Annotated in this window: 12 protein-coding genes and 1 pseudogene; 8 read left to right on the top strand and 5 right to left on the bottom strand. The window is 70.6% G+C overall.

Annotated elements, in window-relative coordinates:
- Together ACIY1X_RS15375 and ffh are read right to left on the bottom strand one after the other, a co-directional pair.
- Window positions 1-379: pseudogene (locus ACIY1X_RS15375) on the bottom strand (hypothetical protein); the annotation flags it as partial.
- 112 nt (window positions 380-491) lie between these two features.
- A complete protein-coding gene (ffh, locus tag ACIY1X_RS15370) occupies window positions 492-1,883 on the bottom strand; it encodes a signal recognition particle protein (RefSeq protein ID WP_038210539.1) in 1,392 nt (463 codons plus the stop codon).
- Between the two features lie 89 nt (window positions 1,884-1,972).
- Between ffh and ACIY1X_RS15365 the strand changes: the two genes are divergently transcribed.
- The 8 genes from ACIY1X_RS15365 to ACIY1X_RS15330 all read left to right on the top strand — a co-directional run bounded on the left by ACIY1X_RS15365 (window position 1,973) and on the right by ACIY1X_RS15330 (window position 12,419).
- Window positions 1,973-2,782: an inner membrane protein YpjD gene (locus ACIY1X_RS15365; protein ID WP_038210537.1), complete on the top strand. Its 810-nt coding sequence runs from the start codon at window positions 1,973-1,975 to the stop codon at window positions 2,780-2,782.
- The gene (locus ACIY1X_RS15360; RefSeq protein WP_038210536.1) at window positions 2,779-3,009 is read left to right on the top strand and encodes a PP0621 family protein; all 231 of its coding nucleotides are present in this window, start codon (window positions 2,779-2,781) and stop codon (window positions 3,007-3,009) included. The genes ACIY1X_RS15365 and ACIY1X_RS15360 overlap by 4 nt, the downstream gene beginning before the upstream one ends.
- Before the next feature lie 174 nt (window positions 3,010-3,183).
- Window positions 3,184-4,911 (top strand): PAS domain-containing sensor histidine kinase, encoded by a 1,728-nt coding sequence (locus ACIY1X_RS15355; protein WP_038210535.1) that lies wholly within the window; start codon window positions 3,184-3,186, stop codon window positions 4,909-4,911.
- A gap of 4 nt (window positions 4,912-4,915) precedes the next feature.
- Entirely contained in the window at window positions 4,916-6,424 is a 1,509-nt protein-coding gene (locus ACIY1X_RS15350) for a sigma-54-dependent transcriptional regulator (protein ID WP_399681949.1), read from the top strand.
- Window positions 6,417-7,010, top strand: coding sequence for a 1,6-anhydro-N-acetylmuramyl-L-alanine amidase AmpD (gene ampD / locus ACIY1X_RS15345; protein WP_038210531.1), 594 nt, complete (start codon window positions 6,417-6,419; stop codon window positions 7,008-7,010). The genes ACIY1X_RS15350 and ampD overlap by 8 nt, the downstream gene beginning before the upstream one ends.
- A gap of 354 nt (window positions 7,011-7,364) precedes the next feature.
- Window positions 7,365-10,310, top strand: coding sequence for a ribonucleoside-diphosphate reductase subunit alpha (locus tag ACIY1X_RS15340; protein WP_038210529.1), 2,946 nt, complete (start codon window positions 7,365-7,367; stop codon window positions 10,308-10,310).
- 165 nt (window positions 10,311-10,475) lie between these two features.
- The gene (locus ACIY1X_RS15335) at window positions 10,476-11,681 is read left to right on the top strand and encodes a ribonucleotide-diphosphate reductase subunit beta (protein ID WP_399681946.1); all 1,206 of its coding nucleotides are present in this window, start codon (window positions 10,476-10,478) and stop codon (window positions 11,679-11,681) included.
- A 192-nt stretch (window positions 11,682-11,873) separates the two neighbouring features.
- The gene (locus ACIY1X_RS15330; RefSeq protein WP_399681954.1) at window positions 11,874-12,419 is read left to right on the top strand and encodes a histone H1-like DNA-binding protein; all 546 of its coding nucleotides are present in this window, start codon (window positions 11,874-11,876) and stop codon (window positions 12,417-12,419) included.
- A gap of 64 nt (window positions 12,420-12,483) precedes the next feature.
- Here the strand turns inward: ACIY1X_RS15330 and ACIY1X_RS15325 are convergent, their stop codons facing one another.
- The 3 genes from ACIY1X_RS15325 to prmA all read right to left on the bottom strand — a co-directional run bounded on the left by ACIY1X_RS15325 (window position 12,484) and on the right by prmA (window position 15,730).
- Window positions 12,484-13,386, bottom strand: coding sequence for a carbohydrate kinase family protein (locus tag ACIY1X_RS15325; protein ID WP_399681944.1), 903 nt, complete (start codon window positions 13,384-13,386; stop codon window positions 12,484-12,486).
- 39 nt (window positions 13,387-13,425) lie between these two features.
- A complete protein-coding gene (locus ACIY1X_RS15320; RefSeq protein ID WP_399681942.1) occupies window positions 13,426-14,733 on the bottom strand; it encodes a DUF3426 domain-containing protein in 1,308 nt (435 codons plus the stop codon).
- Between the two features lie 127 nt (window positions 14,734-14,860).
- On the bottom strand, window positions 14,861-15,730 hold the full coding sequence (gene prmA, locus ACIY1X_RS15315) for a 50S ribosomal protein L11 methyltransferase (RefSeq protein WP_399681940.1): 870 nt from the start codon (window positions 15,728-15,730) through the stop codon (window positions 14,861-14,863).
- Window positions 15,731-15,732: the final 2 nt, after the last annotated feature.

Raw genomic sequence — 15,732 nt, 5'->3', positions numbered from 1 at the left:
CGCGCCGGCAGACGCCGTGCTTGTGCCAGCCCTTGAGCGCGCCGCGCAGGCTGGAGCCGGTGTCCTGCGTGGCGCCGCGGAATTCGTCGTAGCGCCGCGCCATCGAATAGATCATGAAGGGCGAGACCTGCTCGGCCGCCTCGCCGTCGGCCGAGAGCAGCCAGTGCACGACGGTGGCGAGCGCGAAGCCGGTGCAGGCGCTGGTGCGGCCCTGGTTCAGCACCGGCACGGCGCGCGCCGGCCGCAGTTCGGCGCCCGGGCGCAGGCGCACCGGCGGCACGTAGAGGCGGTCGCGGAAGTCGATCGGGTCGGCCTTGACGACATCGCGCGCGGGCAGCGCCTGGACGGCGGGCCGGCGGGCGGCTTTGCGGGTGGCCATGGCGCGCCTCCTCTTGCCTGGGATGGCGCGCATTGTGGGCAGGCGCGGCCCCGGCAGGCCATTCGCCGGAAGTGCTGGCCGGCGGCTTAGGCCGTTCGGCGGTGCGCAGGGATCAGAAGCGCGGCAGGCCGCCCGGCCCGCCGGGGCCGCCCATGCCGGGGAAGCCCTTGGCGCCGCCCAGGCGCTTCATCATCTTCATCAGGCCGCCGCCCTTCATCTTCTTCATCATCCCCTGCATCTGCTCGAACTCGCCCAGCAGGCGGTTGACTTCCTGCACCTGCACGCCGGCGCCGGCGGCGATGCGCTTCTTGCGGGTGGCCTTGATGATCTCGGGCTTGCGGCGCTCGGTCGGGGTCATGCTGTGGATGATCCCCTCCTTGCGGCGGATGTCGCGCTCGGCGCGCGTCAAGTCCGCGTCGGTGGCCTTGCCGGCCAGCTGCGCGGGCAGCTTGTCCATCAGGCCCGACAGGCCGCCCATCTGCTTCATCTGCTGCAGCTGGGCGAGGAAGTCCTCCAGGTCGAAGTGGCCGCTCTTGACCTTGCTGGCCAGCTTCTTGGCGGCTTCCACGTCCACGCCGGCCGAGACCTGCTCGACCAGCGCCACGATGTCGCCCATGCCCAGGATGCGGCCGGCATGGCGCTCGGCGTCGAAGGCCTCCAGGCCGTCGATCTTCTCGGAGACGCCCGCGAACTTGATCGGCACGCCGGTGATCTGCCGCACCGACAGCGCGGCGCCGCCGCGCGAGTCGCCGTCCATCTTGGTCAGCACGATGCCGGTGAGCGGCAGCGCGTCCTTGAAGGCCTTGGCGGTGTTGACCGCGTCCTGGCCCTGCATGGCGTCGACGACGAACAGCGTCTCCACCGGCTTGAGCGCGCCGTGCAGCGACTTGATCTCCTCCATCAGCACCTCGTCGATGGCGAGGCGGCCGGCGGTGTCGACCAGCAGCACGTCGAAGTGGTGCTTCTTCGCGTAGTCCAGCGCGGCGGCGGCGATGTCCAGCGGCTTCTGATCGGGCGTGCTGGGGAACCACTCGGCGCCGGCCTGCTTCGTCACCGTCTTGAGCTGCTCGATGGCGGCCGGGCGGTAGACGTCGCCCGACACCGTCAGCACCTTCTTCTTGCGCTTCTCGATCAGGTGCTTGGCCAGCTTGGCGGTGGTGGTGGTCTTGCCGGCGCCCTGCAGGCCGGCCATCAGGATCACGGCCGGCGGCTGCGCGGCGAGGTTGATGTCGGACACGCCCTCGCCCATCGTCGCCGCCAGCTCGCGGTGCACGATGCCCACCAGCGCCTGCCCTGGCTTGAGCGAGCCCAGCACCTCCTCGCCCATCGCCTTGTCCTTGACGCGGGCGACGAAGTCGCGCACCACCGGCAGCGCCACGTCGGCCTCCAGCAGCGCCATGCGCACCTCGCGCATCATGTCCTGCACGTTGGCTTCGGTGATGCGCGCCTGGCCGCTCATCTGCTTGACGAGGCGCGAGAACTTGTCGGAGAGGGCGGTGGCCATGGGGGAGTGTCCGGAGGGAAAGCGGAAGGGCGTGAGGGGCGGCGTTGCACCACCCGAAAAGGAAAGGGCGAGCCGCTAAACTCGCCCGGATGATTCTAGCGAGCCCCTCCCCGCTCAGCGTGGCACTGGGCATCGCCACCGCGGCCGCCTACGGCGTGGCCGCCGCCGCGGCGACGCGGCTCGGCCGCCAGGGCACCCAGGGCCTGTTCGCGCTCGCCTGGATCCTGCATGCGCTCACCCTCGGCACCGGCCTGCTCGGCCGCGAGGCCCGTTTCGGCTGGGCGCCCGCCCTGTCCGTCACGGCCTGGCTGGTGCTGACGGTCTACGCCGTCGAGAGCCGCCTCTTCCCGCAGCTCACCGTGCGCCGCGCGCTGGCCGTGCTGGGCGGCGTGGCGGTGCTGCTGGCGGCGGTCTTCCCGGGCGCGCCGCTGCACGTGGCGGCCTCGCCCTGGCTGCCGCTGCACCTGGCGCTGGGCATCGCCTCCTACGGCCTGTTCGCCGCCGCGGTGGTGCATGCCTGGCTGATGCGGCGCGCCGAGAAGCAGATCCGCCAGGCGGCCGAGCCGCAGGCCGGCCTGCCGCTGCTGACGCTGGAGCGCCTGACCTTCCGCTTCGTCACCGCCGGCTTCGTGCTGCTGACGGCCACCCTGGCCGCCGGCCTGCTGTTCAGCGAGCAGTTGTACGGCCCCTCGGTGCGCGGCTGGAAGTGGGACCACAAGAGCGTGTTCTCGGTGCTGGCCTGGCTGGCCTTCGCCGTGCTGCTGCTGGGGCGCGCGCGCTTCGGCTGGCGCGGCCGCATCGCGCTGCGCGTGCTCTACGCCGGCGCGGCCCTGCTGCTGCTGGCCTACGTGGGCTCGCGCTTCGTGCTGGAAGTGATCCTGGGGCGCGGCGTCGCATGAAGTACCTGATCGTGCTGGCGGTGGTCGTGGTGGCGATCTGGGTCTGGCGCCAGAACCGCCGCGAGGAAGCGCAGGAGCGCGCCGCGGCCCGTCCGCGCGCCGTGCCCGGCCCGCAGGCCATGCTGCGCTGCGCGCACTGCGGCGTGCACCTGCCCGCCGCCGATGCGGTGGCCGGCCGGCAGGGCAGCTACTGCAGCGAAACGCATCGCCGCCTCGGCGAAACATGAAAACACCCCCAGGCTTCGCGGACTTCGTTCCGCTTCGCCAACCCCCTCAAGGGGGCACACGCGACGGCCGGACAAAGCCCGTTCCGTGCGTGTTCGCGCATGGCCTGCTCCGCGGCCGCCAGTACCGCTTCGCCTCGTGCGATGCGGACGACGCCCGGCATCCTGGGTAGCTCGATGGCCTCCCCCTGGTCGCGCGGCGGTGCTCCGGCCACGGACTGGGCCGGCCTGGACACCGGCAGCGGCGCGCTGACGCCGCGCGGCTCGGGCGGGCTGGTGCGCCTGTGGCGCGGCTTCATGACAGCGCGCGTGTTCGTCGGCGTGGTGCTGGTGCTGCTGCAGGGCGTGACCTTCGCGCTGGGGCAGCCGCTCAACCACCTGGCGCTGGGCGTGTCGGTCGCGTATTTCGCGGCGGCGCTGCTGGGCACGCGCTACCTGCATCCGCGCCCGCCGCTGCGCGGCATGGGCCTGGCCTGGCTGGGCAGCATCGGGGTGGACCTGGCCACCTTCGCCGTGCTCCAGACCCTGCAGGCGGCGAGCATCAACTACACGCCGCTGTTCGCGCTGCCGGTGCTGATGGGCGCCGTGGTCGGCTCGCTGCCTGTGGGGCTGGCGACCACGGCCCTCGTCACGCTGCTGCTGCTGGGCGACGCGCTGCGCTACCAGCTGCTGCAGGGGGCCGACGCGCCCGCGCGCTTCCTGCAGGCGGCGCTCACGGGCACGGGCCTGTTCGTCGTCTCGCTGCTGGCGCACCAGTTGGCGCTGCGGCTGGCGCGCGAGGAGGAGCGCTCGCTGCACAGCCGCAGCACGGCGCAGATGCAGGCGCAGGTCAACGCGCTGGTGATCGAGGCGCTGGGCGAGGGCGTGCTGGTGATCGACCTGGACGGCCGCGTGCAGGCGGCCAACCCGGCGGCGGACGCGATCCTCGGGCGCGGCCTGGGCGCGGCCGACATGCCCTTCGCGCTGGAGAACCAGCCCGCCTGGCACGCGCTGGCGCAACTGGCGGCGCGCACCTTCCAGCGCCGCAGCGCGCAGTCGGCCGAGCTGCCGATCGCCCAGGCGCGCGGCGCCCCGCGCGAGCTGCGGGTGCGCACCCGCCTCACGCCGGCGGCCGGAGCGCGCACCGAGGGGCTGTGCGTGATGTTCCTGCAGGACCTGCGCGAGCTGGAGGCGCGCATCCGCACCGAGAAGCTGGCCGCGATGGGCCGCATGTCGGCCGCGGTGGCGCACGAGATCCGCAACCCGCTGGCCGCCATCGCGCAGGCCAGCGCGCTGCTGTCGGAGGACCTGACCGACCCCGGCCAGCGGCGCCTGAACGAGATGGTGCAGCACAACGCGCAGCGCCTAGCGCGCATCGTGGACGATGTGCTGGACGTCTCGCGCGCGCGCCAGCAGCGGGCGCTGCCGCTGGAGGGCGAGCAGCTCATGCTCGACCCGATGGTGCTCACCATGGTCGAGGAATGGGTGCAGCAGACCGGGCGCGCGGGCGTGCGGCATGCGCTGGGCGCCCAGGCGCAGGTGCGCTTCGAGGCCGAGCACCTGCGGCGCATCCTGGTCAACCTGCTGGACAACGCGGCGCGCTACGCCAGCCAGGAGGAAGGCGCGATCCAGGTCGTCACCGCCTGGCCGCCGCAGGGCCGGCCGCAGCTGCTGGTGTGGAGCGACGGCGCGCCGCTGGACCCGGCCGTGCAGCGCCACCTGTTCGAGCCTTTCTTCTCGTCCGAAAGCCGCTCCAGCGGCCTCGGCCTGTACATCTGCCGCGAGCTGTGCGGGCGCCACGGCGGCGCCATCGGCTACGAGCGGCGCACGCTCGACGGCGACGGGCCGGAAGGCAACGCCTTCGTGATCAGCTTCGCGCCGGCCGCGCAGACCGCACCGGCGGCGCAGGAGCGTTTGCCACAATAGCGGCGTGAACAGCCCCACCGCCCGCAGTGCAGCGCAGATCCTCGTCGTCGACGACGAGCCCGACCTGCGCACCCTGTACGAGATGACGCTGCTGCGCGAGGGCTACCGCGTCGAGGCCGCCGGCAGCGTGGCCGAGGCCTGGCAGCACCTGGAGGCCGGCCGCTTCGACGCCGTGATCACCGACATGCGCCTGCCCGACGGCCTGGGCATGGAGCTGCTGCACCGCCTGCAGCAGCGCCAGCGCGCCGAGCGCTGCGTGGTGATGACGGCCTACGGCTCGGCCGAGAACGCGGTCGAGGCGCTGAAGGCCGGCGCCTTCGACTACCTCACCAAGCCGGTGGACCTGAAGCAGTTCCGCGCGGTGGTCGCCTCGGCCGTGCACGAGCAGGCCACCGCGCCGCGCCCCGCGCCGGCGCCGCCGGGCGCGGCGCCCGACCCGGCACCGGTGACGACGCAGGCCACCGGCGCGCTCGAGCGGCTGGTCGGCGAATCGGAGCCGATGCGGCTGGTGAAGGCACGCATCGTCAAGGTCGCGCGCGGCATGGCGCCGGTGCTGGTGCGCGGCGAGTCCGGCACCGGCAAGGAGCTGGTGGCGCGCGCCGTGCACGCCTGCAGCCAGCGCGGCGACGGCCCCTTCGTCGCCGTCAACTGCGGCGCGATCCCCGAGAACCTGCTGGAGGCCGAGTTCTTCGGCGCGCGCAAGGGCTCGTACACCGGCTCGGCGCAGGACCGCGACGGCTACTTCCAGGCGGCCCGCGGCGGCACCCTCTTCCTCGACGAGATCGGCGACCTGCCGCTGGCGATGCAGTCCAAGCTGCTGCGCGCCATCCAGGAGCGCAGCGTGCGCCCCATCGGCTCCACGCAGGAGGACGCGGTGGACGTGCGCATCGTCAGCGCCACCCACAAGGACCTGCAGGCCGAGGTGCAGGCCGGCCGCTTCCGGCAGGACCTGTACTACCGCCTCAACGTGATCGAGCTGATGCTGCCGCCGCTGCGCGAGCGGCGCGAGGACCTGCCGGCCCTGTGCACCGCGCTGCTGCAGCGCATCGGCCAGGAGGCCGGCATGCCCGTGCCGGCCCTGTCGGCCCGCGCGCTGGACGCGCTGCGCCGGCAGCCGCTGCACGGCAACGTGCGCGAGCTGGAGAACCTGCTGCACCGCGCGGTGGCGCTGAGCGAGGGCGGCGAGCTGTCGATGGAACTCGACGCCGGCGACGGCCTGCCTCCCGCCGACGACGAGGCATCGCACGGAGCCGGCGACGCGCCGGCACTGTTCCCGCCGGACGGCCTGCTGCCGGAGGCGGCGGCGCCGACGGCACGGCCGACGACCGACGCCATGCCCAGCGACCTGCAGCGCTACCTCGACGACAAGGAGCGCGAGATCCTGCTGCGCGCGCTGCAGGAGACCGGCTTCAACCGCACCGCGGCCGCCCAGTGCCTCGGCCTGAGCCTGCGGCAGATCCGCTACCGCATCGTGCGGCTGGGCATCCCCATGCCCTCGGGCGACGATGGCTGATGCGCCCGCCGCCACCACGCCGTGGCAGGAAGGCGGCTGGTACGCATCCGCGCACCGGCTGGCATCGCCCAACTTCGGCCCGCGCCCGGCCGGCGCCTGCGTCGACCTGATCGTGCTGCACTCGATCAGCCTGCCGCCGGGCCAGTACGGCGGCGACGAAGTGCAGCGGCTCTTCACCAACCGGCTGGACTGGTCCGCGCACCCCTACTTCGAGCAGATCCGCGGCATCGAGGTCTCGGCGCACTTCTACGTGCGGCGCGACGGCACGCTCTGGCAGTTCGTCGGCTGCGACGACCGCGCCTGGCATGCCGGCGCCTCGTGCTGGCGCGGCCGCGCCGACTGCAACGACGACTCTGTCGGCATCGAGCTCGAAGGGCTGGAGGGCGGGCCGTTCGAGCCCGCCCAGTACGAGGCGCTCGCGCACCTGTGCCCGGCCATCGCCCGGCGCTATCCGGTGCGGTACGTGGCCGGCCACGAGCACATCGCGCCCGGCCGCAAGCAGGACCCCGGCCCCGGCTTCGACTGGCCGCGGCTGCGGGCGGCGCTGGGCTGGCCGGCCGAGGCATTTCCCCCGGGGACGCGCTGAATTTTTTCTATCGGACGGCCGCCGCGGGAAGGGTCCCCTCCCGGCCGCACCCTGGCGCTGCAGCATCGCCCGCCATGCAGCAACCATGCGGCCTGCCGGCCTGAATCGCCTCCGAGGCCGCATCGCTGCTGGGTCGGAGCAAGCAGTGCCAACCCAGATGCGGCACAAGGCGCCGCTCCCGCGGGACAAGATTCGCAACGTTGCCGTTGACGTTCGTGAAAAACACTACATCTAGTGCCTTGAACCCCCATTCCCCCCTAGATATAGTGTGCCTCGCCTGACCAGCCCCGCCGTTCGCGACAGCGCCCGGCACGGTCCATGACAACCAACGCAGGAACCCGAGGAACACACCCAATGCAAGCTGCCCAGACCACCCCGACGACGCCCCGTGCCACGCCGCCCCAGGCCGCCTCGCCCGGGCGTGACGTGGCGGGCGCCGCCGGGCCTGCCCTCGCCCACTACCAGATCATCCGCCGCAACGGCGCCGTGGTGCCCTTCGCGCCCGACAAGATCGCGGTGGCGATGATGAAGGCCTTCCTGGCCGTGCACGGCACCCAGGGCGCGGCCTCGGCCAGCGTGCGCGAGACGGTCGAGGGCCTGACGCAGGCCGTGATCAAGGCACTGGTGCGCTCGCGCCCGGGCGGCGGCACCTTCCACATCGAGGACGTGCAGGACAGCGTCGAGCTGGGCCTGATGCGCGGTGGCCACCACGAGGTGGCGCGCGCCTACGTGCTGTACCGCGAGCGCCGCGCGCAGGAGCGCCTGAAGCAGGGCGAGCAGGCTGCGCCGGCGGCGCTGCCGCAGATCCACGTGCTGGACGGCGGCGAGCGCGTGCCGCTGGACGTGAACGCGCTGCACGCGCTGCTGCAGTCGGCCTGCGCCGGGCTGGGCGAGGGCGTCAAGGCCGAGCCCATCGTGGCCGAGACCATGCGCAACCTGTACGACGGCGTGCCGCTGGACGAGGTCTACAAGGCCTCGATCCTGGCCGCCCGCACCCTGATCGAGAAGGACCCGGACTACACCTACGCCACCGCGCGCCTGCTGCTGCACACCATCCTGAAGGAAGTGCTGGGCCGCGAGACCACGCAGGCCGAGATGGGCACCGCCTATGCCGACTACTTCCCGCAGTTCATCAAGCGGGGCGTGGAGGCCGAGCTGCTGGACGAGAAGCTGCTGCAGTACGACCTGGCCCGCATGGGCGCGGCGCTGAAGGCCGAGCGCGACCTGAAGTTCGACTACCTGGGCCTGCAGACCCTGTACGACCGCTACTTCCTGCACGTGCGCAAGACCCGCATCGAGCTGCCGCAGGCCTTCTTCATGCGCGTGGCGATGGGCCTGGCCCTGAACGAGATCGACCGCGAGGCGCGCGCCATCGAGTTCTACGAGGTGCTGTCGAGCTTCGACTTCATGTCCTCGACGCCCACGCTCTTCAACAGCGGCACGCTGCGCTCGCAGCTCTCGTCCTGCTACCTGACCACGGTGCCGGACGACCTGGACGGCATCTACGAGTCGATCAAGGAGAACGCGCTCCTCTCGAAGTTCGCCGGCGGCCTGGGCAACGACTGGACCCGCGTGCGCGCCCTGGGCAGCCACATCAAGGGCACCAACGGCGAGTCGCAGGGCGTCGTGCCCTTCCTCAAGGTGGTCAACGACACCGCCGTGGCCGTCAACCAGGGCGGCAAGCGCAAGGGCGCCGTCTGCACGTATCTTGAGACCTGGCACCTGGACATCGAGGAGTTCCTGGAGCTGCGCAAGAACACCGGCGACGACCGCCGCCGCACGCATGACATGAACACGGCCAACTGGATCCCCGACCTGTTCATGCGCCGCGTGATGGAAAAGGGCAGCTGGACGCTGTTCTCGCCCTCCTCCTGTCCCGACCTGCACGACCTGTTCGGCGCCGACTTCGAGCGCGCCTACGTCGCCTACGAGGAAAAGGCCGCCCGCGGCGAGATCAAGCCCAGCAAGACAGTGCCGGCCACCGACCTGTGGCGCAAGATGCTCTCGATGCTGTTCGAGACCGGCCATCCCTGGATCACCTTCAAGGACGCCTGCAACGTGCGCTCGCCGCAGCAGCACGTGGGCGTGGTGCACAGCTCCAACCTGTGCACCGAGATCACGCTGAACACCAGCGACACCGAGACGGCCGTGTGCAATCTGGGCTCGGTCAACCTGCTGCAGCACCTGAAGGACGGCGGCGTCGACCACGAGAAGCTGAAGAAGACGATCTCGACGGCGATGCGCATGCTCGACAACGTCATCGACATCAACTACTACGCCGTGAAGAAGGCGCGCGACTCCAACCTGCGCCACCGCCCGGTCGGCCTGGGCGTGATGGGCTTCCAGGACGCGCTGTACGAGCTGCGCATCCCCTACGCCAGCCAGGAGGCGGTCGATTTCGCCGACCGCTCGATGGAAGCCGTCTGCTACCACGCCTACTGGGCCTCCACCGAGCTGGCGGCCGAGCGCGGCAAGTACTCCAGCTTCAAGGGTTCGCTGTGGGACAAGGGCGTCCTGCCGATGGACTCGCTGGGCCTGCTGGAGCAGGCGCGCGGCGGCTACGTCGAGATCGACCGCTCCAGCACGCTGGACTGGGACGCCCTGCGCGCCAAGATCGCCCGCGACGGCATGCGCAACTCCAACTGCGTGGCCATCGCGCCGACGGCGACCATCTCCAACATCATCGGGGTGGACGCCTCCATCGAGCCCTGCTTCGGCAACCTGTCGGTCAAGTCCAACCTGTCGGGCGAGTTCACCGTGATCAACCACTACCTGGTGCGCGACCTCAAGCGCCTGGGCCTGTGGGACGACGTGATGGTGATGGACCTCAAGCACTTCGACGGGTCGCTGCGCCCCATCGACCGCGTGCCGCAGGACATCAAGCAGCTCTACGCCACCGCCTTCGAGATCGAGCCGCAATGGCTGGTCGAGGCCGCGGCGCGGCGCCAGAAGTGGATCGACCAGGCGCAGAGCCTGAACATCTACATGTCCGGCGCTTCGGGCAAGAAGCTGCACGACACCTACACGCTGGCCTGGACGCGCGGCCTGAAGACCACCTACTACCTGCGCACCATCAGCGCCACGCACGCCGAGAAGTCCACCGTGCAGTCGGGCCGGCTGAACGCCGTGTCCTCCGATGCGGGCGGCGGCCTCGCGGCAGCGGCTCAGCCGAGTGCGCTCGAGCGCGCCGCCGCCGCGGCGCAGGCACAGATGGCGCAGGCGCAGGCCGCCGACAACACGCCGGCCACCGACATCAAGTTCTGCGCGATCGACGACCCGGGCTGCGAGGCCTGCCAGTGAGTCGATGAATGAACAACGGTCCGCATGCGGACCGTTTTCTTCTCCACCTTCTCGGCATCGGCCGACACGCACGATGCCTTCGCACAACAGAATTCGAGCACGATGCATGCGGACAACTTTTCAACGCGCATCGGTTGCTCTGATAATTGAGCATTGGATTTTTCTATGTTGACCTGGGACGACGAAGTCAAGCCCTCCACGCCGAGGAGCCAGCCGCACACAGCATCGACCGCCACCGCTGGCGCATCGATGGCGGCCCCGCCGACTTCTTCCGCCGCGCAGCCGGCCCTCGCCACGCACAGCTTCGCGCCCGCCGCGCCGGCGCCTGCCGCCTCGGCACCTTCGCATTCCACCCGCCGCGTCAACGCCGCCGACAAGCGCATCATCAACGGCCAGACCGACGTCAACCAGCTGGTGCCGTTCAAGTACAAGTGGGCCTGGGAGAAGTACCTGGCCACCTGCGCCAACCACTGGATGCCGCAGGAAGTGAACATGAACCGCGACATCGCCCTCTGGAAGGACCCGAACGGGCTGACCGAGGACGAGCGCCGCATCGTCAAGCGCAACCTCGGCTTCTTCGTCACCGCCGACTCGCTGGCCGCCAACAACATCGTGCTGGGCACCTACCGCCACATCACGGCGCCGGAGTGCCGCCAGTTCCTGCTGCGCCAGGCCTTCGAGGAAGCGATCCACACCCACGCCTACCAGTACATCGTCGAGTCGCTGGGCCTGGACGAGGCCGAGATCTTCAACGCCTACAACGAGGTGCAGTCGATCCGCGACAAGGACGAGTTCCTGATCCCGTTCATCGACGCGATCATGGACCCCGACTTCCACACCGGCACACCCGAGAACGACCAGACGCTGCTCAAGAGCCTGATCGTCTTCGCCTGCCTGATGGAAGGCCTGTTCTTCTACGTCGGCTTCACCCAGATCCTGGCGCTGGGCCGGCAGAACAAGATGACCGGCGCTGCCGAGCAGTACCAGTACATCCTGCGCGACGAGTCGATGCACTGCAACTTCGGCATCGACCTGATCAACCAGCTCAAGCTCGAGAACCCGCACCTGTGGACGCCCGAGTTCAAGGCCGAGATCAAGGGCCTGTTCCAGAAGGCGGTCGAGCTCGAGTACCGCTACGCCGAAGACACCATGCCGCGCGGTGTTCTCGGCATGAATGCCTCCATGTTCAAGGGCTACCTGCGCTACATCGCCAACCGGCGGGCCACGCAGATCGGCCTCGAAGCGCTCTTCCCGAACGAGGAAAACCCGTTCCCCTGGATGAGCGAGATGATCGACCTGAAGAAAGAGCGCAATTTCTTCGAGACCCGCGTGATCGAATACCAGTCGGGTGGCGCTCTGTCCTGGGATTGAATTTCCAAGAACTAGAAAGAATGGATTCAAGAATCACCCCGTCCGCTCCATGCACCGCAGAGTGCAGCGGCCGGGGTTCCCGTGTTCATGGCGCTGGAGTCTGCTCCAACGCCATGAATCGCTTCATGCTCGCAGACGATGCATGGAGTGCTTCCAGAGGTTGATGTTTTCAACTTGATCAAGGAGAAAGAAATGGCAACTGCAAAGAAAGCACCGGCGAAGAAAGCGGCCGCGAAGAAGGCACCGGCCAAGAAGGTCGCAGCCAAGAAGGCACCGGCGAAGAAGGTCGCAGCCAAGAAGGTCGTCGCCAAGAAGGCGCCGGCGAAGAAGGTTGCAGCCAAGAAGGTCGCGGCCAAGAAGGCGCCTGCGAAGAAGGTCGCAGCCAAGAAGGCGCCGGCCAAGAAGGTCGCGGCGAAGAAGGCTCCCGCCAAGAAGGCGGCGGCGAAGAAGGCGCCGGCGAAGAAGGTCGCTGCCAAGAAGGCGCCGGCCAAGAAGGCTGCTGCCAAGAAGGCCGTCGCCAAGAAGGCGCCTGCGAAGAAGGCTGCAGCGAAGAAGGCCCCCGCCAAGAAGGCGGCGGCGAAGAAGGCTGCGAAAAAGCCCGCTGCCAAGAAGCCTGCCGCCAAGAAGGCCGCCAAGCCTGCTCCCGCGAAAGCCGCCGCCCCTGCGCCCGCCCCCGCGGCGCAGACGACGCTGAACCCGCAGGCCGCCTGGCCCTTCCCGACGGCCAGCAAGCCCTAAGCGGCTCGCCTTCCGTCCAAGGCCCGGTATCGAAAGGTGCCGGGCCTTTTTGCTTTTTTTCTGCTCAGAGGCCCAGGGCCTGCCGGTCCACCGTGTAGTTCTGCGGCCCGCGCACCGCGATCTTCAGCGCGCCCAGGCGGTTGCCGAGTTCCGCGCAGCGCCGCAGGTCCCAGCCCTGCTCCAGCCCGTACAGCAGGGCGCCGCGCCAGGCGTCGCCGCAGCCCGTGGGGTCCACCACGGCCTCGGGCTGCACGGCCGGCACGTGGGTGGCGCGGCCGTCCTCCCACAGCTCGCACCCCTCGGCGCCGAGGGTGACGACCAGGCCCTTCACGCGGCGCGACATCTCTTCGCTGCTCCAGCCGGTGCGCTCGCTGAGCATCTTGCCCTCGTAGTCGTTGACCACCACCCAGTCGGCCTGGTCGACGAAGCGCGCCAGTTCCTCGCCGCCGAACATCGGCAGGCCCTGGCCGGGGTCGAACACGAAGGGGATGCCGGCGGCCTTGAACTGCTCGGCGTGCTGCAGCATCGCATCGCGGCCGTCCGGCGCGATGATGCCCAGGCGGATGTCGGCGCGCGGCTCGACGCACGTGAGGTGCGCCTGCTGCATCGCGCCGGGATGGAAGGCGGTGATCTGGTTGTTGTCCCGGTCGGTCATGATCATCGCCTGCGCCGTGTAGGTGTCCTCGATCTCGCGGACGAACTCGGTGCCGATGCCCAGCTCGCGCAGGCGCTGCACATAGTCGGCGCCGTCGCTGCCCACCGCCGCCATCGGCAGCGCCTGGCCGCCCAGCGCATTCAGCGCGTAGGCGATGTTGCCCGCGCAGCCGCCGAAGTCGCGGCGCAGCGAGGGCACGAGGAAGGACACGTTCAGGATGTGCAGTTGATCGGGAAGGATCTGCTCGGCAAAGCGCCCCTCGAAGCCCATGATGGTGTCGAAAGCCAGGGAACCGCAAATCACTGCTGCCATGAGAGATCCAGACGAGAAGGTGAAAAGAAAGAAGAGCGCTCAGGGATAGAAAAGCACCAGCCGGTAGCCGATCACGGCGGGCAGCGCGGCGCCTGCCGGCGGCTGCAGCGTCATCGGCAGCGACACCGCCTGCTCCGCGTGGGGGCCCAGCGTGGCCGATGCGCCCATGTCCTGCGGATGCAGCACCCGCCGCACCACGGGGCGCTCGCTGCTGTCCAGCAGGGTGAGTTCGACGGACGGCATGCGCAATGGCTGCGCCGACGCGCTGCGCAGGGTGAAGTCCAGCCGGTAGCCGGGTGCGTTGCGCCGCGGCGTGAAGCCCGAGCCCTCGATGTGCACGGCATCGATGCGGCGCAGCGGGCCGATTTCGCAGCCGCTCAGCGCGCACACGGCGGCGAGCAGCGGCTGCCAGCCCGGCTGCCCGGCCGCCAGGGTTTCGCGCTCGTGGCGCAGCACCTGGAACACCAGCGCCAGGGCGGCCAGCACCACGGCCGTCCCCCACAGTGCCGCCTTCCCCCTGGCCGGCTTCGCCGGCGTGTCGGCAGCCGGCAGCGGCGCATCGAAGAAGGACGGCGCGGGCGCCACGGAGGGCGCTGCCACAGGCACGGCGACGTCGCTCGACGCCTCGCGCAAGGTCGCCACCGCGACCGCATCGGGCAGCCCCGGATCGGCCCGCTCGTCCACGGGCGCAGCAGCAGCAGGCGCCTGTGCCGGCGCGATGGGTGCGCCTCCCTCCTCTCCTGCCTGCGCACGCTCTCGACGCCGGGCTTCGCGCAGGGCCTGGATGCGGGCGCGCCGCAAGGCCTTCTGCAGTTGCGCATCGACGGCCTCGTCCACCGGCGAAGGCGCTTCGGACCTGCCGGGCGCGGGGGCCTGCACGGGCAGCGCCGGCAGCTCGGGCCAGGGCTCGTCGGCCACGATGACGGGCAGGTCGGGGCGGCTGAACCAGCTCGTCGCCTTGTCGGGCCCGACGTCATCATCCATCGACGATGGGACTTCGGTGGTCAGGGGAGGAGCGATGCCAGCCGGCGCCGCGGCCGGCGCGGAGGTGGAGAAGTCGAGCAGCCGCGCATCCGGCCAGGGCGATGGCATCGGCTGAGGCGCCGCGGGCGGCTCCGATGCTGTTGCGTCGCCGGGTGCGGGATCAGCCTGCTGCGAGGCCGGCGACGGCGAGAGGTCTTCCGCCGGCGCGCCCTCGGCACCGTCGGCGTCGTCCATGAGCCCAGGCATCGCGTCGAAGACCTCGCTGCAGCGCCCGCACCGCACCCACCCGTCGGAGATGCGCAACTGGTCGCGCACCACCTTGAAGGCGGTGCCGCAGGCCGGGCATCGGGTGACGAGGCTCACGTGGCGGGGCCTCGCGCGCTCATCCGCACCGCGCCGCGGCAAGGTCTTCGCTTCGTGTGATCCGGCCCCGGCACTGCACTCATGGGGCAGGGATTGTAAGGAGCCGTTCCGCTGTGCAGGCGTGCCTTCAGCCGCGGCCCGTCATGAGGATCCAGCCGTCCTCCGCGTCCGCCACTTCCAGCGCGAGGTGGGGTGCGTACGCGGCCTTGAGTTCGTCGGCCTGGCGCTCCAGGATGCCGGCCAGCACCAGCGAGCCGCCCTCGGCGACGTGCGCGCACAGCAGCGGCGCCAGCACCTTCAGCGGCGTGGCGAGGATGTTGGCAAGCACCGTGTCGTAGCGGCCCTGCGCCGCGTCGGGCAGCGCGGCCCGCAGCCGCACGCCGTTGGCCTCGGCATTCAGCCGCGTGGACTCGACAGCCGCCGGGTCGATGTCGACCGCGTCGATCTCCTGCGCGCCGAACTTCGCCGCGCCGATGGCCAGGATGCCCGAGCCGCAGCCGTAGTCGAGCACGCGCCGGCCGGCGCCGCCCTCGCCCTGCCGGGCGATCCAGCGCAGGCACATGCGCGTGGTGGGATGCGTGCCGGTGCCGAAAGCCAGCCCCGGGTCGAGCCGGATGATGCGCTCGGCCTGCGCCGGCGGCTCATGCCAGGTGGGCACGATCCAGAAGCTGGGCGTGATCTCCACCGGCGCGAACTGGGATTGCGTCAGGCGCACCCAGTCCTGGTCCTGCAGTTCCGCCACGCCGATCACCTGGCAGTCCGCGAAGAAGTCCTGCGCCGCCAGCACCGCGGCCGCATGCCGGGCCGGCGCCTCGGCATCGAAGAGCGCCACCACGCGCGAGCGCTGCCAGCCCTCGCGCGGCGGCGGCATGCCGGGCTCGCCGAACAGCGCCTGCTCGGCCTCGGTCTGCGCATCCGCGTCCTCCACGGACACGCTCAGCGCATCGAGTTCGTCCAGCGCCTCGCCGACGATCTCGACCCGCTCCTCGGGCACCAGCA

It is taken from the genome of Xenophilus sp., from assembly GCF_044462705.1.
Lineage (GTDB): Bacteria > Pseudomonadota > Gammaproteobacteria > Burkholderiales > Burkholderiaceae_C > Xenophilus > Xenophilus azovorans.
Note: the sequence above shows the minus strand (reverse complement) of the source record. Positions and strands in the feature narration are given on the sequence as shown.